We start from the raw sequence: 20,715 nt of genomic DNA on the forward strand, positions 1-20,715 counted from the left end.
CGTCGTGGCCGTCGCGGTTGACGTCGCCGATCGAGGTCAGGGTGCCGTCGTAGGGGCCCCAGCCGGCGCCGACTTCGTGGGCGGTGCTGAAGGTGTTGTTGCCTTGGCCGTTCCAGATGTGCAGGGTGTTGCCGTTCTTGATGGCGGCCAGGTCGCTGATGCCGTCGTTGTTGTAGTCGCCGGCGACGGGTTTGCTGAAGGCCGCCCAGCCGCCGCCGACTTCCTGGTGGGTGGTGAAGTTGTTGCTGCCCTTGCCGTTCCAGATGGTCAGCGTGCCGGTCGTCTCGGAGAAGATGTCGCCGATCCCGTCACCGTTGAAGTCCGCGCCGCGTACGGGTACGTGGTCGTCGACGATGTTCCGGTACCGGATGGGCGTGTAGGTCTGCATGCTCGCCCACGACTCGTCCCCGCGCTTGCCGTGGGAGTTGACGGCCGGGCCCTTGGCCCAGTCGTCCTCCCATCCGTCGCCGTCGGAGTCGTTGCCGCCGTTGAGGGAGTAGGTCCACGCTCCCTGGGAGTGGTCCTGCTCGTTCTTCCATCGGGCGAAGAGCTCCATGTGCCCGTCGCGGAGGATCGCGTCCCCGGGCTTGAGGTCGTGGAGACTCCCCAGGGTGATCTTTCCGGAATAGCCTTCGAAATCGACCGTGCTGTTGCCGCCCTTGCCGGAGTTCGCGGTGATGTGCCAGGCCATGGAGACCAGGCCGGAGCAGTCCGGCCCGTACTTGTTGTCCCCCTCCGCGTCCGTGACCAGGGTGTTGGGCCAGCGCGTCAGGTTGTAGCGGACGTTGCGGTCGACCCAGTTCTGGGCGCGTGCCAGCACCTCGGACCGGGTGATCTTCCCGTCCGGGAAGCTGGCGGCGTACGCGGCCTGGGGCGTGGCCGCGACGTCCAGGGCGGTGAAGGAGAACGTCGCGGCGATGAACGCGAGACCGGCCAGCAGGCGGACGGGGGTTGACGAGCTCGACATGGGGTTTCCTCCGGGTGATGGGGCCGGTTGTTCGGCCCCGAGCAACGCCAGAGTGTCGAGCGGTGCTGGAAATCCCCTGCAACGCCCTTTCAGCGCCTTTCATCCGGCACAGGGGCGCCCCGTCCTCGCAGGTCGGCGACCCTCAGCCCATGCGGAAGGCGTCGGCGTGGGAGTGCGTCCCCTGCCCGGAGGTGCGGGTCTCGGCGTGGGAGTGCGTCCCTTGCCCGACGGTGCGGGTCTCGGCGTTCGTCAGGCCATGGGGGCGCGGATCCCGGCCGAGCACGGTGGCAAGGATGATCAGAAGCGCCGCACAGGCTCGGAGACCGCTACGCGGGACCGGCCCAGGGATGGCTGCCCGGCCCCATGAGGCTGTGATCGTGGCCAGGCTGCCTGGGCACCCCTCACTCCCAGACCCAGCACCCGGAACCGTCGGCAATCCTGGGACTGGCGGCAACTCCGGACTGGCGGAACCGCCGGAGGCGTTCGCGACCCGTGGACTGCCTGTACGTCGCGAGGACGGAAACGACCGGGGCGGGGCTGACGTGGGTGTGCTTAGCCGATGGCCAGGGGTTCGTCGTTGGGGTCGGGGTCGTGGTCGGGGTCGTCGGCGAAGCCGGGCACCCAGCGGATCACCTCGTCCCGGAACCGGGCCGTGGTGCCGAGCTGGCACAGCACGCCGATGCCCGCCGCATGGACCCGGTGGATGAGGACGTACGACGTCGGCAGGTTGAGCTGGCGGATCACGTTGGTCGGCCGGAGGTCCGTGACGCTGGCCGCCTGCGCCTGCAGCCACTCCCGGCTGAACGTGAACTCCTCCACCGCCGTCGGCTCCACGTACGGCGCGAGGAAGGCACGCAGGGCGTCAGGATCGATCTCGATGCCCTCGCGGATGAAGCCCTCCTGCCGCAGGCCGGCCGTGACGGTTTCCATGTCGCCCTGGTTGAAGATGCGCGTCAGCTGGCCGAACGCCTTGGGGTAGCCGTCCGGCAGCCGGTTGACGGCGCCGAAGTCGAGGACGCCGAGCTTGCCGTTGGCCAGCATGCGGAAGTTGCCCGGATGGGGGTCGGCGTGCAGCATCCCGACGCGGGCGGGGGAGCAGAACAGGAAGCGGACGAAAAGCAGGCCGGCCCGGTCACGTTGCTCCTGGGTGCCCTCAGTGATGATGCGCGACAGCGGTGTGCCGTCCATCCACTCGCTGACCAGCACCATCTCGTTCGCCGCCACCACGTCCGGCACGTGGAAGTCGGGGTCGTTGTGGAACTCCAGGGCGAAGGCGTGCTGAGCCTCTGCCTCCCGCAGGTAGTCGAGCTCCTCGGCGACCCGCTCGCGCAACTCGCTCAGCACGGCCTTCATGTCGAGACCGGGCAGCAGCACGCCGAACAGCTTGCCCAGGCGCGCGAGCTGCGCGAAGTCGCCGAGCAGGGCCTTGCCCGCCCCCGGGTACTGGATCTTGACGGCCACCTCCCTGCCGTCATGCCACACGGCCCGGTGCACCTGGCCGATCGAGGCGGCCGCCGTCGGCTGGTCGTCGAACGACAGGAAGTGCTCCCGCCAGTCGTCACCCAGCTGCTCCGTCAGCACCTTGTGGACCGTGGACACGGGAAGCGGCGGCGCCGCGTCCTGCAGTTTGGTCAGCGTGGCGCGATAGGGCCCGACGATCTCCTGTGGCAGCGCCGCCTCGAAGATCGACAGCGCCTGGCCCAGCTTCATCGCGCCGCCCTTGAGTTCCCCGAGCACTTTGAAGATCTGTTCGGCGGTGCGCTGCTGCACTTCCTGGGCCACGATTTCCGCCGGCTTGCCGCCGATACGTTTGCCCAACCCGAGGGCGGCGCGGCCCGCGAAGCCGAGTGGAAGGGCTGCCAGCTTGGCCGAACGCGTGACAGCACGGCGCGGAAGATCGCTCACACTGATGCGCGGAACCTCGGCGAGATACCGCTTCCCCCCTTCGTGGTCGTCCTCTGAGCACGTCAGTCGCGGTTGGGTGCCATGACCATTCTTAGCGAATATGGATTGTTTCGCATACAACGACATTGCGGGTGGGCCCTCCACGACCGCCTTTTCCAGCGCCAATCAGGGGTTACGTCGATTGTGCCGTTGGTCACAGCGGACTCCCTGCCGTCGAGATGAGCAAGCGCATGGCCGACCGCCCCGGCCGCGACGGCGGTCGCGAGCGCCACGTCACACGCGATCTCGCCGGGCGGGTAGCCGCCCAACCGGGCGGTGACGATCGGCCAGTCGGGGTCCCGGTCGCGCCGCGTCAGGTCGAGACAGTGCAGGCACGCCGTGGTCCCGGGCAGGACCAGCGGGCCGACCGTCCCATGGCCCTCGAAGGCGGACACCAGGAGGTGGGGGATGCGCAAGGAGTTGAGGTCGTTGATCAGCACCCCGTCGAGAGGGGTGACCGGTGCCAGGATGACGAGGTCGGGGCGGTCGGACCTGTCCGCGAGGTACGGCCCACCGGCCAGCGCGTTCACCGTGGGTCGGAACGATTCGCAGGACCTCCCGGATTCCCCGGTGTCGTCGCTCGCCCGCTCGGTGGGATGCACCGCGGGCCCCACGGCTTGGGTCGGTGAGCCAGCTGCCTTCCGGGAGTCACGCCCCTTCACCGGTTCCCGTGGCCTCCTCGAACCGTGGTCGTCGTAGGCACCGCGCTTCCCCGTGGCGCCGGCTGCGGATCCGGCGGCCCCTCCAGCCCTGCCGGCGGCGGGGGCTGCCTGGCCGGGTGGGGTGGTGACACCGGTACGGCGGCCTGGTCCGGTGGCTCCACGGGTCGGGCCTGGTGCGGTGGGTTCGGCGGGGGCGGTGTCGAGCTCGTCGGGTTCGGCGGATGCCGGGCCGCCCGAGGTGAGCCTCCTGACGACCGCGACCGCCGCCGCCTCACGGGGCATGCCGACCTCCGCCCACGTGAGGCCCCCGGGCGTGATGTCCGCCGGACGGGTCTTGCCCGGATCGATCACCCGGATGTTGCCCACCCCGGCGGCCGCGAGCAGGGCGACGACCTGCGCGCCGACCCGGCCGGCCCCGTAGACGCGCACCCGCGACGCCCGGCGGCGCTCGAACAGGGCGATCATGCCGTCCGGCGCGGTGGAGCCGAGGTCGAGGGCGTCGAGCTCTGGCTTGAGGCGGTCCCTCTCCGCCAGCGGGAGGTCGCGGAGAGATCCGGGGCCGGCCGCGGCGTCGTGGAGGGCGCCCTGGGCGGTGAGCTGGTCGAGCAGGGATCGGGCACGGTCCTCGTCGAGGCCGGCGAGGGCCGCGTCGCGCAGGACGGACTCCAGGTCGCGGGTGCCGTCGAGGCCCTCGATCCACTGGAGGACGGGTTTGGTGAAGCCGCTCAGCATGACTGCTCGGAGGGGGTGCACGCCGTATTGCATGGCGTGCTCGTCGCGGACGATATGCCGGAGGGTGGGCTTCACACGTGGCCTCATGGCGGGAAAGGTTTCCACGCCTGAACAAGATCCCGAGAGGGTTCCGCTGCAGCTGTGGATAACTACGGGCGGGGCGGCTCAGCCTGTGGACGAGCGGGGGCTCAGTGGAGGCGGTCCAGCCGGCTCACAAAGGCGGTGGGGAAGGGTGCAGGAAGGTGGTCGCGGGCGATCGAACGTGCGGCGGGCGGGTTACGCTTCCCCGCATGAACGAGCTCTTGGTTGATCGCAAAGACGACGGAGTCGTACTCATCACCCTCAACCGCCCCGACATGCGCAACGCCATGACCGACACCATGACGGCCCAGTGGCGCGAAACCATGTCCGAGCTGGCCGCCGACCGCGAGGCCCGCTGTCTCGTCGTCACGGGTGCCGGGACGGCCTTCTCGTCCGGCGGTGACCTGTCGTGGATCGGGGAGCGGGGCGCCGAGGCCGTGCCGCGGCTGCGTGACCGCATGCTGGCCTTCTACCGCACCTGGTTGATGATCGCAGAGCTCGAGATCCCCACGATCGCCGCCGTCAACGGCCCGGCCGTGGGGGCGGGTCTGTGCGTGGCGCTGGCCTGCGACCTCGTGTACGCCGCCGACGACGCCAAGCTGCTGGCCCCGTTCACGTCGCTGGGGCTGCACCCGGGCATGGCGGCCACGTACCTGATCCCCAGGAGGGCCGGCGCGGGCGTGGCGCGGGAGATGTTGCTGACCGGTCGCAGCATGTCCGGGACGGAAGCGGCAGATAAAGGCCTGGTAAATCAATCTTTCCCGAAAAATGACCTAATGTCGGAAGTTCAGGGCATCGCGGCGAAGATCGCGCAGAACGCTCCGATTGCTACCAGGCTCACCAAAGTGGCCCTGAACCACGACCATCAGGACATGGAAGCCGCCCTGAGGTGGGAATCCTTGGCCCAGCCCGTGACCATGGCCTCCGCGGACATGATCGAGGGCCTGGCCGCCCATCGGGAAAGGCGCATGCCCAAATTCACCGGCTCTTAATCATCTGACCAGCAGAAACAACGTCCACCCTCTGTGGAATTTCGCCAGTCTCGGCTACCGTGCATATGTGCCCCCCGAGACAGTCGAGGTTCGTCGCAGTTCTCGTCGCCGGCGTACGGTCTCCGCCTACCGCGACGGCGACAAGACGATCGTGCTCCTGCCCGCCTGGCTGAGCGGCGAAGACGCGGATGAATGGGTGAGCCGGATGCTGGATCGGCTGGCCGCGAAGGAAAAACGGCGAAGGCCGACCGACGAGATTTTGCTGGAGCGGGCCAAGGAGCTGTCCGCGAAATACCTGGACGGCGAGCCCGACCCGGTGAGCGTGCGCTGGGTCGACAACCAGCAGCACCGCTGGGGCTCGTGCACCCCGGAGACCGGTACGATCCGGATCTCCACCAGGCTCAAGGGCCTGCCCGAGTGGGTCATCAACTATGTGATCATCCACGAGCTGGTGCACCTGCTGGTGCCCAGCCACGGGCCCAAGTTCTGGGCGCTGGTAGAACAGTATCCCAAGGCGGAGCGGGCCCGCGGGTTCCTCGAGGGGTTCTCCGCCGCGGCCCACACGGCACCGGAGGAGTGTTGACCCGCATCGCCGCGGTCCTGGTGAGACAGCACATGGCGCAGGCAGCGCCACCGGGCGTCGATCCCAGGGAGTTCCTGGAGGCGGTAGCGGAGGACACCTACGAGATGGTCGCGGGCCTCGAACTCGTCACCCCGGTGCTGATCACCAGCGTCCCTGGCCTGGACGACATCGTCTGGCCCGGCACCGAAGTGATCACCATCCCTGACGGCGAGCCGCTGAAGCTCACGCTCGGACGCCTCCAGGCCGACCAGGCCGCCGTGATCAACGCCGACGCCCCCGACCTGCCGCCCCTGCTGGTCGGCAAGCTGTTCAGGGAGCTGGGCCGGGCCGAGATCGCGATCTGCCCGGCGGAGAACGGCGGAGCCGTGGCCATGGCCTGCGCGCTGCCCCTGCCGGCCTGGGCGGAGCCCGATCTGGACGCGTACGACGTGGTGAAGGACCTGCGCGCCCAGGCCCCCGGCCCGCGCAAGGTCGCCACGACCCCGGGCTGGCACCGCCTGCGCACGCGCGAGGACGTCGAACGCCTGGACCCCGGCCTCGAAGGCTGGGACAACACCAGGGCCCTGATCAGGGCACGGTGAGCTCGGCCAGCACGGCCCGGTGGTCGGTGCCCGGCACGTCGCGCACGCTGACCTCCCGCACCCCCACCCGCTGATCCACCAGCACGTGATCGATCGTGATGATCGGCGGCACCCGCTTGTTCGCCGGCCAGGTCGGGATCAGCCCGGCCCCCACCTGGTCGGCCGCGTCCTTGTAGCCCCGCGACAGCAGCCCGCGCATGGCGGCGTGGTCGAGCGAGGCGTTGAAGTCGCCCGCGATGATCCGCACCCGGTCGGCGGAGGCGGAGGGAAAGGCCGCCAGCGCCTGGTTCCACTCGCTGACCTGCGGGCCCAGCGGCGGGAACGGATGCGCGTCGATGAACTCGATCGGCCGGCCCCCGGGCAGCGAGATCAGCGCCGCGGGCATCTGGTGCCCGACCGGCGGCATCAGGTCCCACAACGCCTCGACCGGGTGCTTGGAGTAGATCCCGCTCCCGCCCGCGCTCCACTCGTCCTGGAGCACGCGATGCGGCATGAGCTCCTTGAGCCCGGCCGTGTCGAGGTCGGAGACCGCTCCGGGGGTCAGCTCCTGGGTGCTCAGCACGTCGGGGTCGAACTCGCGGACCAGCTGCATGATCGTCGCGATGTCGGCCCGGCCGAACAACATGTTGATCGTCATGACCTTGAGCGGCCTGCCGCCCGCGCTGTCCGCGGTGCCCAGCGCCCTGGGCAGCACGCTGAAGCCGAGCGCCGTCGTCGCGAGCAGCGCGACGGCGGTCGCGGCGCGCTTGCGGCCGACGGCGGCGATCAGGAGGGGGACCAGCGAGCCCGCCGCGGCGTAGGGGGTGGCGGTCATGAGCTGCGTGGGCAGCGAGCCCCGCTCCAGCCCGGCCACCCTGGCCACCGCCCAGGCCGCGAACGGGGTCACGGCCACCCAGGTCAACGCCGTTGCGGGGAACTTCCGGCGCTTGCGTACGGGTGTCACGATGGTGCCGCCGACCGCCGAAGTCTCCACACAAGCCCCCCATTTGGAACGACCCAATGGACTCTAGCCAAGCACGCGTGCACCCGAGCTGAGCGCGGCCTGTCCACGTGCGGCCAACCGCCGCGTCGCCTCGTCGGACAGCTCCGGGATCTCTTCCACGGCGAACCAGCGCAGGTCGAGCGACTCGTCGCTCATCACGGCCTCGGCACCGGGAGGCGCCACCGCCGCGTATTCGACGTCGAGATGCCAGCTCTGCGGCGGATGGCACCACACGGCGTGCTTGTCGACCGCGAGCGGCCCGGGCAGCAGCTCAAGCCCGGAAATTCCCGACTCCTCCCACGCCTCTCGCAGGGCAGCCGCCGCGAGGGACGTGTCGGAAATTTCACAGTGACCGCCCATGGGCAGCCACATCTTGGCCTTCGGGTGCAGCGTGAGCAGCACCTTGGCGCCGTCGTGCGACAGCACCGCGGTCGTCGCCGTCAGGTGCCCGGGAACGCACTCGCGCAGCATCGCGTCGTCATGCGTCCTCAGGTGGTCGAGGAACTGCGTACGCAGCGCCTCTTCCTCGGCGGTCGGCGCGGTCCACGAGGACAGCACCGCCACCGCGTCGGCGTGCAGGCTCAACTCTTGCCGCCCTCGCCGTCGTCATCACCCTCGTCGTTGGGCTTGGTGTCGAGCTGGGAGATGTCCCAGGCCGCCTCACCGCGTACGAACGCCTCGGGGTCGTCGAGATCGTCGGCCGTCGGCATGAGGTCGGGGTGGCCCCACAGCGCGTCGCGCCCCTCGAGGCCGCGCTCGCTCTCCAGCGCCCGCCACAGCGCCCCGGCCTCGCGCAGCCGCCTGGGCCGCAGCTCCAGCCCCACCAGCGTCCCGAACGTCAGCTCGGCCGGCCCGCCGGTCGCCCGCCGCCTGCGTACGGTCTCCGCCAGCGCCACGGCGGAGGGCAACTTGCCCTCGGCGGCCTGGTCGACCACCGTCGCCACCCAGCCCTCGACCAGCGCGAGCATCGTCTCCAGCCGCGCCAGCGCGGCCTTCTGCCGCTCGGTCTCCTCGGGCTTGAGCAGGTTGCCCCCGCTCAGCGCCTCCTGGATGGCCTCGGGGTTGTTGATGTCGAGCCCGCGGATCTGCTCCTCGAGCGCCGAGGTGTCGACCGTGATGCCCTTGGCGTATTCCTCGACCGCCCCCAGCAGGTGCGAGCGCAGCCACGGAACGTGCTGGAACAGCCGGTGGTGCGCGCCCTCGCGCAGCGCCAGATAGAGCCTGATCTCGTCGGCCGGGATCTCCAGGCCCTCGCTGAAGGAGGAGATGCCGCCGGGCAGCAGCGCGGCCGTGTCGGACAGGGGCAGGCCGATGTCGGTGGTGCCGACCACCTCGCGGGCCAGCGAGCCGAGCGCCTGCCCGATCTGCTGGCCGACCATCATGCCGCCCATCTGCTTCAGCATGCCCATCAGCGGCCCGGCCATCTGCTGGGCCTCCGGGGGCAGCCCGGAGCCGCCGAGAGCGCCGCCCATGGTCTCGACCATGCGCTCGGCGATCGGCTCGCAGAGCTTGCGCCAGATCGGGATCGTGTTCTCGATCCACTCGGACCGGCTCCAGGCCTGCGGGTTCGACACGCCGCTGGGCAGCGTCGTCGCCTCGTTCAGCCACAGGTCGGCCAGGCTCAGCGCCTCGACGATCTGGCGGCGCTCGCCTTCCATGACACTCGGGTCGCCCTGGGCGACCACGGCGTGCCGGGCGATGTTCTTCGCCATGTCCCAGTTGACAGGGCCCGAACCCTGGGGCGCCGACAGCATGTCGGCGAACTGGCGCATCGCCTGAGCCATCTGCTCAGGGTTGCCGAACATGGCGAACGGGTTCTCGTTGGGGTCGTTTTCGCGACCTGGCAGGTCAGTCACCGCTCTACCTCGTGCAGGATGGAGGAGTCCACATCCGCCACGTTAGTCGTCCTACGGCGGATCAGTGCAAAGTGAGGACCTGGTGCCTACCTCGAAACGCCCGCGCCAACCCGTCGTCGCCGTAACGGGCGCGGCCTCCGGCCTAGGCCGCGAAGTGCTCGCAAGGCTCGTATCCTCCGCGGATTTCCGCAGAGTGGTGGCCATCGACGACGAGCGCGGCGACGTCCAGGAAGCCACGTGGAGGGTGATCGACGTACGAGATCCGCTCTTGGCGAACCGGATCTCCGACATAGATGTCCTGGTCCATCTGGCCGGTGACTACGCCGTCGACTCCGACCCCGGCGAGCGGCGGGCGTACAACCTGCGCGCCGCCCAGACGGTGCTGACGGCCAGCGCGGCCGCGCGCGTGCGCCGGGTGGTACTGGTCACGAGCGCGATGGTGTACGGCGCCGCGCCCGACAACGAGGTGCCGCTGCCGGAGGACGCCCCCGTGGCGGCCGAGCCCGACACCGGCGTGGTGGGCGACTTCCTGGAGATCGAGTCCCTCGTACGCAGGTCGCTGCGCAGCCATCCGGGCCTGGAGGTGACCGTCCTGCGCCCGGCAGCGGTCGTCGGCCCGGGCGTCGACACCGTGATCACCCGCCACTTCGAGTCGCCCCGGCTCCTGACCGTCAAGGGCTGCAGCCCCCACTGGCAGTTCTGCCACATCGACGACCTGGTCTCGGCGCTCGAACTGGCCGCGCGCGGCGTGGTCACCGGCGTGGTGGCGGTCGGCTGCGACGGCTGGCTGGAGCAGGAGCAGGTCGAGGAGTTGTCCGGCATCCGCAGCCTCGAGCTGCCGGCGGGGCTCACGTTCGGCACGGCCCAGCGCCTGCACCGCCTCGGCATCACCCCGGCCCCCGCGACCGATCTGCACTACGTCGTCTACCCGTGGGTGGTCGCCTGCGCGGCGCTGCGCGAGGCCGGCTGGAAGCCGTCGTGGACGAACGAGGCCGCGTTCGAGCAACTCCTCGAACTGCGCGAGAAGAGGACGACCGTGGTCGGCCGGCGCCTGCCGGTCAAGGAGGCCACGCTCACCGCCGCCGGGGCCACCGTGGCCGTCATCGGCACCGCCGCGATCGTTCGCCAGGTGCGTAAGAAGCGCCGCTCGTAAAGGTTAGGCTTTTTCCGTGGACGTCATCCGCTTGCTCGGCATACGCGACACCCCGCTCTCCGTCGACGAGGTGCTGGCCGCCGTGGGAGACCACGCCGCCGGTGGCACCACGTTCTTCGTGGGCACCGTGCGGGAGCAGGATCACGGCAAGCCGGTGACCCGGCTCTCCTACTCGGCGCACCCGTCGGCCGAGGCCGAGCTGCGGCAGGTCGCGGAGAAGGTGGCGGCCGACTTCCCCGTGACGGCGCTGGCCGCCGTGCACCGCGTGGGCGATCTGGAGCTGGGCGACGCGGCCGTGATCGTGGCCGTCGCCGCGCCGCACAGGGGCGAGGCGTTCGAGGCCGCGCGCCGGCTGATCGACGACCTCAAGGCGCAGGTCCCCATCTGGAAACATCAGGTGTTCGCCGACGGCGAGACCGAGTGGGTCGGCGCCGGCGAATAGGCTCATCGACATGTCACGACGCGCCCTGACCCTGCTGCTCGCGGGATTCCTGGTCCTCGCGCTCGGGGTGACTGGCGCGTTCAGGCCGGTCCCGTACGTCGTGCTGAGCCCCGGCCCGACGGAGAACACCATCGGCGAGGTCGACAAGAAGCCCGTGATCTCGATCAAGGGCAGGCAGACCTACCCGACCACCGGCGCGCTGAGCCTGGTCACGGTGGCCTACCAGGGCGGCCCCGCCGCCAACATCGACCTGCTGACGGCCCTGCGCGGCTGGCTCGACCCCACCGTGGCCGTGGTCCCCCAGGAGACCATCTTCGCGCCCGACCGCACCCAGAAGGAGGTCGAGGAGGAGAACACGGTCGAGATGACCAGTTCCCAAGACTCGGCCACCGCCGCCGCGCTCACCGAGCTCAAGATCACCTTCCGCGCGTTCGTGCAGGTCGCCTCGACGGAGAAGGGCATGCCCGCCGACGGCAAGCTGCAGAAGGGCGACGAGATCAACTCGGTCGACGGCAAGGCGGCCAAAGACGTCACCGTCGTGGCCGACACGGTCAAGACGCACAAACCTGGCGAGAGCGTCGCCTTCAACGTCACGCGGGGCAAGGAGAAGGTCGACATCACCGTGCCGACCGTGGCCGGTCCCGAGGGGCAGACCCTGGTGGGCGTGAAGATGCAGACCGGCTACGAGTTCCCGTTCGACGTCGACATCAACGTGGGCGACGTCGGCGGGCCCAGCGCCGGGCTGATGTTCTCGCTCGGCATACTCGACAAGCTCACGCCCGGCGAGCTGACCGGTGGCAAGAAGATCGCCGGCACCGGCACCATCAACCCGGGCGGCGAGGTCGGCGCGATCGGCGGGATCGCGCAGAAGATGGTCGGCGCCAAGGATTCCGGCGCCACGATCTTCCTGACCCCCGCCGGAAACTGCGCCGAGGCCACCAAGGCCGTCCCTGACGGCCTGCGGCTGGTCAGGGCGGACACGCTGCACGACGCCGTGCAGGCGCTCGACGCGCTGCGCACGGGCAAGGGCAACGTGCCCGCATGCGAGGCCGGATGAAACTTCTGGCGATCGCCGTGCGTTAGTCGTAGGGCTGGCACCGCGGTGTAGGTTGCCAGACACGGACCGTTTCTTCATTACGACGAGGGGTTGGCCTTGAGCTTCCGGACCCCAGGAGCCGGCAGGGCAATGCGCTTGCCCCGCCGACCGCGACTGCTTCTGCCTGTGGCGATCGCCCTTGTGGCGATTGTTGCGCTATTCTTCCTTTTTTCCGGTATTTACACCGACTATTTGTGGTTCGACTCGACCGGCTTCACCTCGGTCTTCAGCGGCGTGGTGCTGACCCAGATCGTGCTGTTCCTGGTCGGAGCGGTGCTGATGGTCGGCATCGCGGGCGGCAACATGCTGCTGGCCTTCCGGACCCGGCCGATGTTCGGGCCCGCGATGTTCGGCGGGGGCAGCGGCGCCGACCGCTACCGCATGGCGCTCGACCCCCACCGAAAGCTGATCTTCATCGTCGGCATGGGATTGCTCGCCCTCTTCTCCGGCTCCTCGTTCTCGGGGCAGTGGAAGACGTGGCTGCAGTTCATCAACGGCGCGTCGTTCGGCAAGCAGGACCAGTTGTTCGGGATGGACATCTCGTTCTTCATGTTCGACTACCCGTTCATCCGGATGGTGCTGAACTTCCTGTTCACCGCCGTGATCATCTCGATCGTGCTGGCGGCGATCACGCACTATCTCTACGGCGGGTTCCGCCTGCAGTCGCCCGGCGTGCACGCCTCCAGGGCGGCCCGGATCCACCTGTCGGCGCTGCTGGGCATCTTCGTGCTGCTCAAGGCCGTCGCCTACTGGATCGACCGCTTCGGGCTGGTCTTCTCCGACCGGGGCTTCGTCCACGGCGCCTCCTATACCGACGTCAACGCCGTGCTGCCGGCCAAGACCATCCTCGCGATCATCGCGCTGATCTGCGCCGCGCTCTTCTTCGCGGGCGTGGTGCGCCCCGGCGGCATGCTGCCCGGGGTCTCCTTCGGCCTCCTCGTGCTCTCGGCCATCCTGATCGGCGGCGTCTACCCGGCGCTGGTCGAGCAGTTCCAGGTCAAGCCCAACCAGCAGGGCAAGGAGGCCGCCTACATCCAGCGCAACATCGCGGCCACGCGGGAGGCGTACAACGTCGACAAGACCGAGGTCGAGACCTACAACGCGCAGGCCGACCCGACCAAGGTCCAGGCCAACGGCGACACCTCGGTCTCCGGCGTACGCCTGCTCGACCCGGCCCTGGTGTCCTCGACGTACGAGCAGACGCAGCGCATCAGGGGCTTCTACAGCTTCGCCGACTCGCTCGACGTCGACCGCTATCCCGACAGCACCGGCAAGCTGATCGACCACGTCGTCGGCGTCCGCGAGCTGACCAGCCCGCCCGAGGGCCAGAACAACTGGATCAACCGGGCCCTGGTCTACACCCACGGCTACGGCTTCGTCGCCGCGCCCGGCAACCAGGTCGACTCCAGCGGCCTGCCCGCCTACGACGCCAAGGACATGCCGGTCATCGGCCCGCTGGTGAACAGCACCAAGCTCAAGGAGTCGCGCGTCTACTACGGCGAGGACCCGGCCTCCGCCGAATACGTCATCGCGGGCGGCAACCCGAACACCCCGCAGGAGCTCGACTACCCGGAGACGGGCGGCACGGGCCAGAAGAACACGACCTACACCGGCCAGGGCGGCGTGCCCGTCGGCTCGTTCGTCAACCGGTTGCTCTACGCCGCCAAATACGGCGAGGCCAACATCGTCCTCTCCGGCGACGTCAACGACAACTCCAAGATCCTCTACGTCCGCCACCCGCGGGACAGGGTCCAGAAGGTCGCGCCGTTCCTCACGCTCGACGGCAACCCCTACCCGGCGATCATCGACGGGCGCATCCAGTGGATCGTCGACGGTTACACGACCTCCAACGACTATCCGTACTCGCAGAGCGAGAGCCTCGGCGACATGACGCGCGACACGACGACCGACCGCCGCGTGATCGCCCAGCAGCCGAGCGACAAGATCAACTACATGCGCAACTCGGTCAAGGCCACGGTCGACGCCTACGACGGCACGGTCAAGCTCTACGCCTGGGACAACAACGACCCGGTGCTCAAGACCTGGAGCAACGCCTTCCCCGGCGTCATACGCCCGGCCACGGAGATGAGCGCCGAGCTGCGCCAGCACGTGCGCTACCCGGAAGACCTGTTCAAGGTGCAGCGCTACACCCTGTCGCGCTACCACATCACCGACCCGGCCGCCTTCTACAGCGGCCAGGACTTCTGGAACGTCCCGGGCGACCCGACCCAGGGCGACAAGAACATCAAGCAGCCGCCCTACTACCTCACCACCACGATGCCGGGCGGCTCGCCGGCGTTCTCGCTGACCACGACCTTCGTGCCGAGGCAGGGGCCCAACCTGGCGGCGTTCATGGCGGTCGACTCGTCGGGCGGCTCCGACTACGGGCGCATGCGCATCCTGCGGATGCCGTCCAGCACGCCGATCCCCGGCCCCGGCCAGGCGCAAAACTCCTTCCAGAGCCGGTTCGCGGGTGAGCTCAACCTGCTCGGCGTGGGTGCCTCGTCGGTCCGTTACGGCAACCTCCTGACGCTCCCGTACGCGGGCGGCCTGGTCTACATCGAACCGGTGTACATCCAGGTGGCCGCGGGCGGCGGGCAGGAGCCGTACCCGATCCTGCAGCGGGTCCTGGTGTCGTTCGGCAGCAAGATCGGTGTGGCACGCACACTGGAGGAGGCGCTCCAGGAGGTCTTCGGCGGTGAGCAACAGCAACAACAGCAACAGCCGAGTGATCAGCAACAGGCCCAGCCCAACACGGCCAACGCGGCCTTGAACACGGCGATCTCCAACGCCAAGAAGGCCTATTCGGACGCGCAGAAGGCCCTGCAGGCCAGCCCGCCCGACTGGGACGCCTACGGCGACGCCCAGAAGCGACTGGAGGAGGCGCTGCAGGCGCTGGAGGGGGCGAACGCGCAGCAGCCGCAGCCGTCGCCCACAGCCTCGCCCACAGCGTCGCCGACGGCCTCGCCGGCAGCGTCACCGAGCGCCTCGCCGCCGGCGTCCCCGACGGCGTCGCCGACGGGATCGCCGACCGGAAACACGTCTTAGCCCATTCAGTTTGCGCCCACCCCGCGTCCCCGATAGCCTTAAGGAGCACGACAACGACGCGGGGTGGAGCAGTTCGGTAGCTCGCTGGGCTCATAACCCAGAGGTCGCAGGTTCAAATCCTGCCCCCGCTACCAGCTCGGAGGCCCGGGTTCCGGAAACGGAAACCCGGGCTTCTGTGTGAGTGGAGGGTTGCGGTCAAAGCACTCCTCCGGGCCTGTATAGTAAGTACTAACACACCGACGCGGGGTGGAGCAGTTCGGTAGCTCGCTGGGCTCATAACCCAGAGGTCGCAGGTTCAAATCCTGTCCCCGCTACCAAACGTAATCCCCGGTCGCCGGATCATCCGGCGGCCGGGGATTTTTCTTTTCCCCGGCACCGGAACGCCCGCGCGAGGGGTTGTCCGCCGCACAGCGCGGTGATTACATGATTACGTGACCGACAAGGCAGCACCGACACTCTACGAGTGGGCGGGCGGCACCGCGGCTTTCGAGCGGCTGACCGAGATCTTCTACCGCAGCGTCGTCAAGGACGACCTGATCGGCCCGTTGTTCGCGCACATGGACCCGGACCACCCGAAACACGTGGCGATGTGGCTGAGCGAGGTCTTCGGCGGCCCCGACCGCTACACCAGCGAACGCGGCGGCTACCCGAACATGCTCCGCCACCACCTCGGCAAGGCGATCACCGAGCCGCAGCGCCGCCGGTGGGTGAACCTGCTCATGGACGCGGCCGACGAGGCCGGGCTGCCCGACGACCCCGAGTTCAGGGCCGCGTTCGCCGGCTACATCGAATGGGGCACCCGGCTGGCCAGACACAACTCCCAGCCGGGCGCGACGCCACCGCCGCAGGCCCCGGTGCCGCACTGGGGCTGGGGGGTCGCGCCGCCGTACCAGCCTTAACCTGGAGGAATGGGAGGCAGGCCCAGAGGGCGGCTACGCGTCTACCTGGGCGCGGCGCCCGGGGTGGGGAAGACGTACGCCATGCTCAGCGAGGCGCGCCGCGCCCGCGAGCGCGGCAAGGACGTGGTCGTGGGCTTCGTCGAGACCCACGGCCGCGCCCGCACCGCCCGCCTGCTCGACGGGCTGGAGGTCCTGCCGCGGCAGACCATGACGTACAAGGGCGCGACGTTCACCGAGCTCGACCCCGCCGCCGTCATCGAACGCGCCCCCACACTCGCCCTGGTCGACGAGCTCGCCCACACCAACGTCCCCGGCTCCCGCAACGCCAAGCGCTGGCAGGACGTCGAGGAGATCCTCGACGCCGGGATCGACGTGGTCTCCACCGTCAACATCCAGCACCTCGAATCGCTGAACGACGTCGTCGAGCGGATCACGGGGGTGACGCAGCGGGAGACCATCCCGGACGAGGTGGTGCGGCGGGCCGACCAGATCGAGCTGGTGGACATGTCGCCCGAGGCGCTGCGCCGGCGGCTGGCGCACGGCAACGTCTACCTGCCCGAGCGGGTGGACGCCGCGCTCGCCAACTACTTCCGCGTCGGCAACCTGACCGCCCTGCGGGAGCTGGCCCTGCTCTGGGTGGCGGACAAGGTGGACGAGCAACTCGGGCGCTACCGTACGGACCACTCGATCGCGGGCACATGGGAGGCGCGCGAGCGGGTGGTGGTCGCCCTCACGGGAGGGCCGGAGGGGGACACGCTCGTACGGCGGGCCGCGCGCGTCGCGGCCAGGGGCAAGGGCGCGGACCTGCTGGCCGTGCACATCACCAGCGCCGACGGGCTGACCACTGACGGGGACCCCGCCCACCTGGCGCGCCAGCGAGCGCTGGTCGAGGACCTGGGCGGGACGTACCACCAGGTGGTCGGCGACGACGTGCCACGCGCGCTGCTCGAGTTCGCCCGTGGCGTGAACGCCACCCAGCTCGTGCTCGGGACGTCGAGAAGGAAGCGGCTGCTCACGCGGGGCGTGGGCGTCACGACGACGGCGCTGTCCGGGTCGATCGACGTGCACATGGTCCCGCACGAGGCGACCGGGGCGGGCCGCTACCGGCCGAGGTCGGGGGCCGCGCTGACCCGCAGGCGGCGGCTGTCCGGATGGGCGCTGGTGCTGCTCGGGATGCCGCTGCTCACGGCCGGGCTCCGCGTGACGGACCTGTCGCTGCCCAGCGAGATCCTGCTCTTCCTGCTGCTCGTCGTGGGTGTCGCCCTGACCGGCGGCATGTGGCCGGCGCTGACGGGTGCGGTGCTCGGGTTCGGGCTGCTCAACTGGTTCTTCACGCCACCGTTGCACACGTGGACGATCGCCGAGCCGGAGAACGTGCTGGCGCTGGCCATCTTCGTCCTCGTGGCGGCCATGGTCAGCACGGTCGTGGACCTGGCGGCCAGGCGCAGCAGGGACGCGGCGCGCTCGCGGGCCGACGCCGAGGTGCTGTCCACGCTGGCGGGTCACGTGCTGCGGGGTGAGGGGGCGCTGCCGTCGTTGCTGGCGCGGATGCGGGAGACGTTCGGGCTGAGCGCGGTGACCCTGCTGGAACGGGATGAGGAGCCCGGCGGATGGCGCGTCGTGGCCACCACCGGCGGGCTGCCCGCCACGAGCCCCGGAACGGCCGACACCGACGTCGCGATCGACGACCGGCTCGTGCTCGCCGCACGCGGGCGGCTGCTGGAGGCGAGCGACCGGCGGGTGCTGGAGGCGTTCGCGGCGCAGGCGGCGGTCGCGCTGCGCCAGCAGCGGCTGCGGGAGGCCGCCGACCGGGCCGAGCCGCTGGCCGAGGCCGACAGGATGCGTACGGCGCTGCTCGCCGCCGTGGGGCACGACCTCCGTACGCCGCTCGCCTCCGCCAAGGCCGCGGTCGAGAGCCTGCGCGCCACGGACGTCACCTGGTCGGACGAGGATCGCGCCGAGCTGCTCGCCACCGCCGACGAGTCGCTGATCAGGCTGAACCGGCTCGTCTCGAACCTGCTCGACATGAGCCGCCTCCAGGCCGGAGCACTCGGCGTGCGGCTCGAACCGGTGGCGATCGAGGACGTCCTGCCGCATGCCGTGGACGACCTCGGCCCCGTGCGCGACCGACTCGTGAGCGACATCCCGCCGGACCTGCCGGAGCTCCAGGCCGACCCCGCGCTGCTCGAACGGGTCCTCGTCAACCTGATGGCCAACGCCGTCCGCTACAGCCGGGACGGGGAGCCCGTGCTCGTCAGCGCGAGCTGGCACGGCGAGTACGTGGAGATCCGGGTCGTCGACAGGGGCCCCGGCATTCCGGCGGATGCGCATGAAAGGGTGTTCCTGCCGTTCCAGCGGCTCGGTGATCGCCACAATCACGCGGGGGTGGGCCTCGGCCTGGCGCTCTCCCGCGGCCTCACCGAGGCGATGGGCGGCACGCTGGTCCCTGAGGACACGCCCGGAGGAGGACTGACCATGACGATCTCGCTGCGGCGGGCCACGTGACGCGCGTCCTCGTGGTGGACGACGAGCCGCAGATCCTGCGGGCGCTGCGCGTCAACCTGGCGGCCAGGCAGTACGAGGTCGCGGTAGCGCCCGACGGCGGCACGGCGCTGCGCCTGGCCGCCGACTGGCATCCCGACCTGGTCATCCTCGACCTCGGCCTGCCCGATCTAGACGGCGTGGAGGTCATCCAGGGCCTGCGCGGCTGGACGTCGATCCCGATCATCGTCCTGTCCGGGCGCGCCGACAGCACCGACAAGGTGGACGCCCTCGACGCCGGCGCCGACGACTACGTGACCAAGCCGTTCAGCATCGACGAGCTGCTCGCGCGGGTGCGCGCGGTGACCCGCCGCACGGGACAGCACGACGGGGAGAACGCGACGGTGCAGGTGGGTGACCACGTCGTCGACCTCGCCGGCAAGACGATCTCGGGAGGGGTACGCCTGACGCCGACGGAGTGGCACTTCCTGGAGATCCTGCTGCGCAACCCCGGCAAGCTGATCAGCCAGCGCCAGCTGCTGACCGAGGTCTGGGGCAGCTCCTACCTGAAGGAGACGCACTACCTGCGCCAGTACATGGCCCAGCTGCGGCGCAAGCTCGAACGCGATCCCGCGCATCCGGTGCACCTGCTGACCGAGCCGGGGATGGGTTACCGGTTCCAGCCGTCCTCGTCGACGTAGGGGCCGGGGTCTTCGAACGGGTTCACGTAGGTGTCGGATTCGCGTGGGTCCTCTTCGCGTACCCATCGGGAGATTCCCCGTGAGACCTCGTCGTCGATCTCGGCGATCCGGTGCCGGTAGGGGAGCCTGTCCTGGTACATGTCCACGAGCGAAGTCTGTGGATCGTCACCCATGTCTCGGCTGATGCGATAGATGTTGTCGTCTTCCATGGCTCTTCACGCCTTGCTGACCATCCGGACCGCTCGCTGAACGGCCCAGCCCAGCAGCAGGAGCCCGAAGACGACTTGCACGATGCGCATCCAGAGGGATGACCCCTGATCGGCATAAATCACGATGCCGACCCACATCAGGCCAAATATCCCAACCAAGACGACTGCCGCCCAGTTCAGCCCCCGCTGCCACATATGCGAAGTCTTACAGGCGGTCCGCCAAGGGCGGGTATTTCGGAAGTCGGCATCGCGTCAGCGGGCGGCAACGACGCCTTGCCCGGCCGCGTGCGCAGGGGGCTATCGGGGAAGGGTGCGGCCGGTTCCGACGCAGCGGCGCAGGCGCATGCCGCGCGGGCGCTGCGGGACCGGCTGCTCCAGACAGGCCAGCAGCGCGGCTGCCGTACGGGCGTCGGACAGGATGCGATGCACGGCCTCCCCGTCCTCCGGCAACTGGCCGCGCTCGGCCAGCTCATGCTTGATGAACGCCAAAGCATCGGGCGCGTCCACCGTGTCGGCCGCCACCGTCGCCCGCGCCGCCGTCAGCAGGCGCAGGTAGTGGGTGCGCAGGACGGCCTCGCGCATGCGGGCGTGCTCCAAGTCGTCGATCAGAGTCCTGGCGACTCGCAGCAGATCTCCGGCGTGCGTCGCCTCATCGGCGAGGAACGCGCGGATGTCGTCGAACTCCGACCGGGTCATTGCGGCCACCTCCCAGAGCGCAGTCTGCTCGTAGGTACTTCGTATCTGGGGACGATTGCGGATGACTTGCCGACCGCTTGACCCCGGGTGTCGACCAGGAGGTCGATGGCAGAGGTTTGAGGGTCCGGTGGTGAGGGAAGAACCTCCTGATTACCTGAGTAGGCCTGAGTGGGTGCGGCAGGCTGCTAGAGTTGCTTCCCGCAGGGCGATCGAGGGGGCTCCCAGAGCCTCGAAGATGCCCGGCAAATCCCACTACCTTCAGGGTCATCCTTCGATGGTTTCGCATCTGTTCGGATGGGCTGGTAAGTTAGAGGGGTTGTCTCCGAAAGGGGCGCGGCTTAATTCCTGCAGGTCGAGCGGGTCCGGTCAATTTGACAGGGACTTGAACGGCTGAAAGAATTAAGACACAACGAACGAAGCACAACAAAACGAAATGAGCGCCTCCGAGCGGGGACCGCGTGAGTGGTTCTGGTGAGGGTGTACGCGTCCGTTTCTTGAGAACTCAACAGTGTGTTAAAAGCCAGTGCATGATGCACAACCCCGTCATGGATTGATTGTGACGGATTCCTTTGGTTGATGTCCATCGTGGATGGATGTTGGCCAGGATGAT

At 69.3% G+C, this 20,715-nt stretch carries 20 protein-coding genes and 2 tRNA genes; 12 read left to right on the forward strand and 10 right to left on the reverse strand.

Annotated features, from left to right (window positions below):
• The 4 genes from ACBJ59_RS29635 to ACBJ59_RS29650 form a co-directional block, all read right to left on the reverse strand.
• Positions 1–967: FG-GAP repeat domain-containing protein (locus tag ACBJ59_RS29635; protein ID WP_375113482.1), on the reverse strand; the 967-nt coding region annotated here is incomplete at its 3' end.
• A 142-nt stretch (positions 968–1,109) separates the two neighbouring features.
• Positions 1,110–1,250, reverse strand: coding sequence for a hypothetical protein (locus tag ACBJ59_RS29640; protein WP_375113483.1), 141 nt, complete (start codon positions 1,248–1,250; stop codon positions 1,110–1,112).
• A 269-nt stretch (positions 1,251–1,519) separates the two neighbouring features.
• On the reverse strand, positions 1,520–2,872 hold the full coding sequence (locus tag ACBJ59_RS29645) for an ABC1 kinase family protein (protein WP_375113484.1): 1,353 nt from the start codon (positions 2,870–2,872) through the stop codon (positions 1,520–1,522).
• A 62-nt stretch (positions 2,873–2,934) separates the two neighbouring features.
• On the reverse strand, positions 2,935–4,392 hold the full coding sequence (locus ACBJ59_RS29650; protein WP_375113485.1) for a ThiF family adenylyltransferase: 1,458 nt from the start codon (positions 4,390–4,392) through the stop codon (positions 2,935–2,937).
• A gap of 203 nt (positions 4,393–4,595) precedes the next feature.
• Between ACBJ59_RS29650 and ACBJ59_RS29655 the strand changes: the two genes are divergently transcribed.
• The 3 genes from ACBJ59_RS29655 to ACBJ59_RS29665 all read left to right on the forward strand — a co-directional run bounded on the left by ACBJ59_RS29655 (position 4,596) and on the right by ACBJ59_RS29665 (position 6,542).
• Positions 4,596–5,378, forward strand: coding sequence for an enoyl-CoA hydratase/isomerase family protein (locus ACBJ59_RS29655; protein WP_375113486.1), 783 nt, complete (start codon positions 4,596–4,598; stop codon positions 5,376–5,378).
• A 67-nt stretch (positions 5,379–5,445) separates the two neighbouring features.
• On the forward strand, positions 5,446–5,961 hold the full coding sequence (locus ACBJ59_RS29660) for a M48 family metallopeptidase (protein ID WP_364137078.1): 516 nt from the start codon (positions 5,446–5,448) through the stop codon (positions 5,959–5,961).
• Positions 5,958–6,542 carry a hypothetical protein gene (locus ACBJ59_RS29665; RefSeq protein WP_375113487.1) on the forward strand — a complete coding sequence of 195 codons (585 nt, stop codon included), beginning with the start codon at positions 5,958–5,960 and terminating at the stop codon, positions 6,540–6,542. Before ACBJ59_RS29660 ends, ACBJ59_RS29665 begins: the two co-directional genes overlap by 4 nt.
• Here ACBJ59_RS29665 and ACBJ59_RS29670 read toward each other — a convergent pair.
• The 3 genes from ACBJ59_RS29670 to ACBJ59_RS29680 are packed head-to-tail and all read right to left on the reverse strand — an operon-like array spanning position 6,529 to position 9,329.
• Entirely contained in the window at positions 6,529–7,515 is a 987-nt protein-coding gene (locus ACBJ59_RS29670) for an endonuclease/exonuclease/phosphatase family protein (protein WP_375113488.1), read from the reverse strand. The genes ACBJ59_RS29665 and ACBJ59_RS29670 overlap by 14 nt on opposite strands.
• 33 nt (positions 7,516–7,548) lie before the next feature.
• Positions 7,549–8,109 (reverse strand): NUDIX hydrolase, encoded by a 561-nt coding sequence (locus tag ACBJ59_RS29675; protein ID WP_375113489.1) that lies wholly within the window; start codon positions 8,107–8,109, stop codon positions 7,549–7,551.
• On the reverse strand, positions 8,106–9,329 hold the full coding sequence (locus tag ACBJ59_RS29680; RefSeq protein ID WP_375113511.1) for a zinc-dependent metalloprotease: 1,224 nt from the start codon (positions 9,327–9,329) through the stop codon (positions 8,106–8,108). Before ACBJ59_RS29680 ends, ACBJ59_RS29675 begins: the two co-directional genes overlap by 4 nt.
• A 130-nt stretch (positions 9,330–9,459) precedes the next feature.
• Between ACBJ59_RS29680 and ACBJ59_RS29685 the strand changes: the two genes are divergently transcribed.
• From ACBJ59_RS29685 to ACBJ59_RS29725, 9 genes are all read left to right on the forward strand, one after another.
• Positions 9,460–10,533 carry an NAD-dependent epimerase/dehydratase family protein gene (locus ACBJ59_RS29685; protein ID WP_375113512.1) on the forward strand — a complete coding sequence of 358 codons (1,074 nt, stop codon included), beginning with the start codon at positions 9,460–9,462 and terminating at the stop codon, positions 10,531–10,533.
• A 16-nt stretch (positions 10,534–10,549) separates the two neighbouring features.
• Positions 10,550–10,975, forward strand: coding sequence for a molybdenum cofactor biosynthesis protein MoaE (locus tag ACBJ59_RS29690; protein ID WP_364137085.1), 426 nt, complete (start codon positions 10,550–10,552; stop codon positions 10,973–10,975).
• A gap of 10 nt (positions 10,976–10,985) precedes the next feature.
• Complete coding sequence (locus tag ACBJ59_RS29695; RefSeq protein WP_375113490.1) at positions 10,986–12,032, forward strand: PDZ domain-containing protein; 1,047 nt, start codon at positions 10,986–10,988, stop codon at positions 12,030–12,032.
• A 129-nt stretch (positions 12,033–12,161) separates the two neighbouring features.
• Positions 12,162–15,119 (forward strand): UPF0182 family protein, encoded by a 2,958-nt coding sequence (locus tag ACBJ59_RS29700; RefSeq protein WP_375113491.1) that lies wholly within the window; start codon positions 12,162–12,164, stop codon positions 15,117–15,119.
• A 57-nt stretch (positions 15,120–15,176) separates the two neighbouring features.
• Positions 15,177–15,253 (forward strand) — tRNA-Met (locus tag ACBJ59_RS29705).
• 106 nt (positions 15,254–15,359) lie between these two features.
• Positions 15,360–15,436, forward strand: a tRNA-Met gene (locus tag ACBJ59_RS29710).
• A gap of 114 nt (positions 15,437–15,550) precedes the next feature.
• Positions 15,551–16,018 carry a group II truncated hemoglobin gene (locus tag ACBJ59_RS29715; protein WP_364137091.1) on the forward strand — a complete coding sequence of 156 codons (468 nt, stop codon included), beginning with the start codon at positions 15,551–15,553 and terminating at the stop codon, positions 16,016–16,018.
• Positions 16,019–16,027: 9 nt separating this feature from the next.
• Positions 16,028–18,523, forward strand: coding sequence for a DUF4118 domain-containing protein (locus ACBJ59_RS29720; RefSeq protein ID WP_375113492.1), 2,496 nt, complete (start codon positions 16,028–16,030; stop codon positions 18,521–18,523).
• A complete protein-coding gene (locus tag ACBJ59_RS29725; RefSeq protein ID WP_375113493.1) occupies positions 18,520–19,200 on the forward strand; it encodes a response regulator in 681 nt (226 codons plus the stop codon). The genes ACBJ59_RS29720 and ACBJ59_RS29725 overlap by 4 nt, the downstream gene beginning before the upstream one ends.
• Here the strand turns inward: ACBJ59_RS29725 and ACBJ59_RS29730 are convergent.
• From ACBJ59_RS29730 to ACBJ59_RS29740, 3 genes are all read right to left on the reverse strand, one after another.
• Positions 19,170–19,409 (reverse strand): hypothetical protein, encoded by a 240-nt coding sequence (locus ACBJ59_RS29730; RefSeq protein ID WP_375113494.1) that lies wholly within the window; start codon positions 19,407–19,409, stop codon positions 19,170–19,172. The two genes, ACBJ59_RS29725 and ACBJ59_RS29730, sit on opposite strands and share 31 nt — an antisense overlap.
• 6 nt (positions 19,410–19,415) lie before the next feature.
• On the reverse strand, positions 19,416–19,547 hold the full coding sequence (locus ACBJ59_RS29735; protein ID WP_364137099.1) for a hypothetical protein: 132 nt from the start codon (positions 19,545–19,547) through the stop codon (positions 19,416–19,418).
• A gap of 159 nt (positions 19,548–19,706) precedes the next feature.
• A complete protein-coding gene (locus ACBJ59_RS29740) occupies positions 19,707–20,105 on the reverse strand; it encodes a hypothetical protein (protein ID WP_375113495.1) in 399 nt (132 codons plus the stop codon).
• Positions 20,106–20,715: the final 610 nt, after the last annotated feature.

Source organism: Nonomuraea sp. MTCD27 (assembly GCF_041950495.1).
Taxonomy (GTDB): domain Bacteria; phylum Actinomycetota; class Actinomycetes; order Streptosporangiales; family Streptosporangiaceae; genus Nonomuraea.

Bases quoted from the DNA above. Each gene is read 5' to 3' on its own strand.
- ACBJ59_RS29650 (WP_375113485.1), bottom strand. From the start codon at position 4,392: ATGAGGCCACGTGTGAAGCCCACCCTCCGGCATATCGTCCGCGACGAG.
- ACBJ59_RS29695 (WP_375113490.1), top strand. From the start codon at position 10,986: ATGTCACGACGCGCCCTGACCCTGCTGCTCGCGGGATTCCTGGTCCTC.
- ACBJ59_RS29720 (WP_375113492.1), top strand. From the start codon at position 16,028: ATGGGAGGCAGGCCCAGAGGGCGGCTACGCGTCTACCTGGGCGCGGCG.
- ACBJ59_RS29740 (WP_375113495.1), bottom strand. From the start codon at position 20,105: ATGACCCGGTCGGAGTTCGACGACATCCGCGCGTTCCTCGCCGATGAG.
- ACBJ59_RS29655 (WP_375113486.1), top strand. From the start codon at position 4,596: ATGAACGAGCTCTTGGTTGATCGCAAAGACGACGGAGTCGTACTCATC.
- ACBJ59_RS29730 (WP_375113494.1), bottom strand. From the start codon at position 19,409: ATGGAAGACGACAACATCTATCGCATCAGCCGAGACATGGGTGACGAT.
- ACBJ59_RS29680 (WP_375113511.1), bottom strand. From the start codon at position 9,329: ATGTTCGGCAACCCTGAGCAGATGGCTCAGGCGATGCGCCAGTTCGCC.
- ACBJ59_RS29735 (WP_364137099.1), bottom strand. From the start codon at position 19,547: ATGTGGGTCGGCATCGTGATTTATGCCGATCAGGGGTCATCCCTCTGG.
- ACBJ59_RS29700 (WP_375113491.1), top strand. From the start codon at position 12,162: ATGCGCTTGCCCCGCCGACCGCGACTGCTTCTGCCTGTGGCGATCGCC.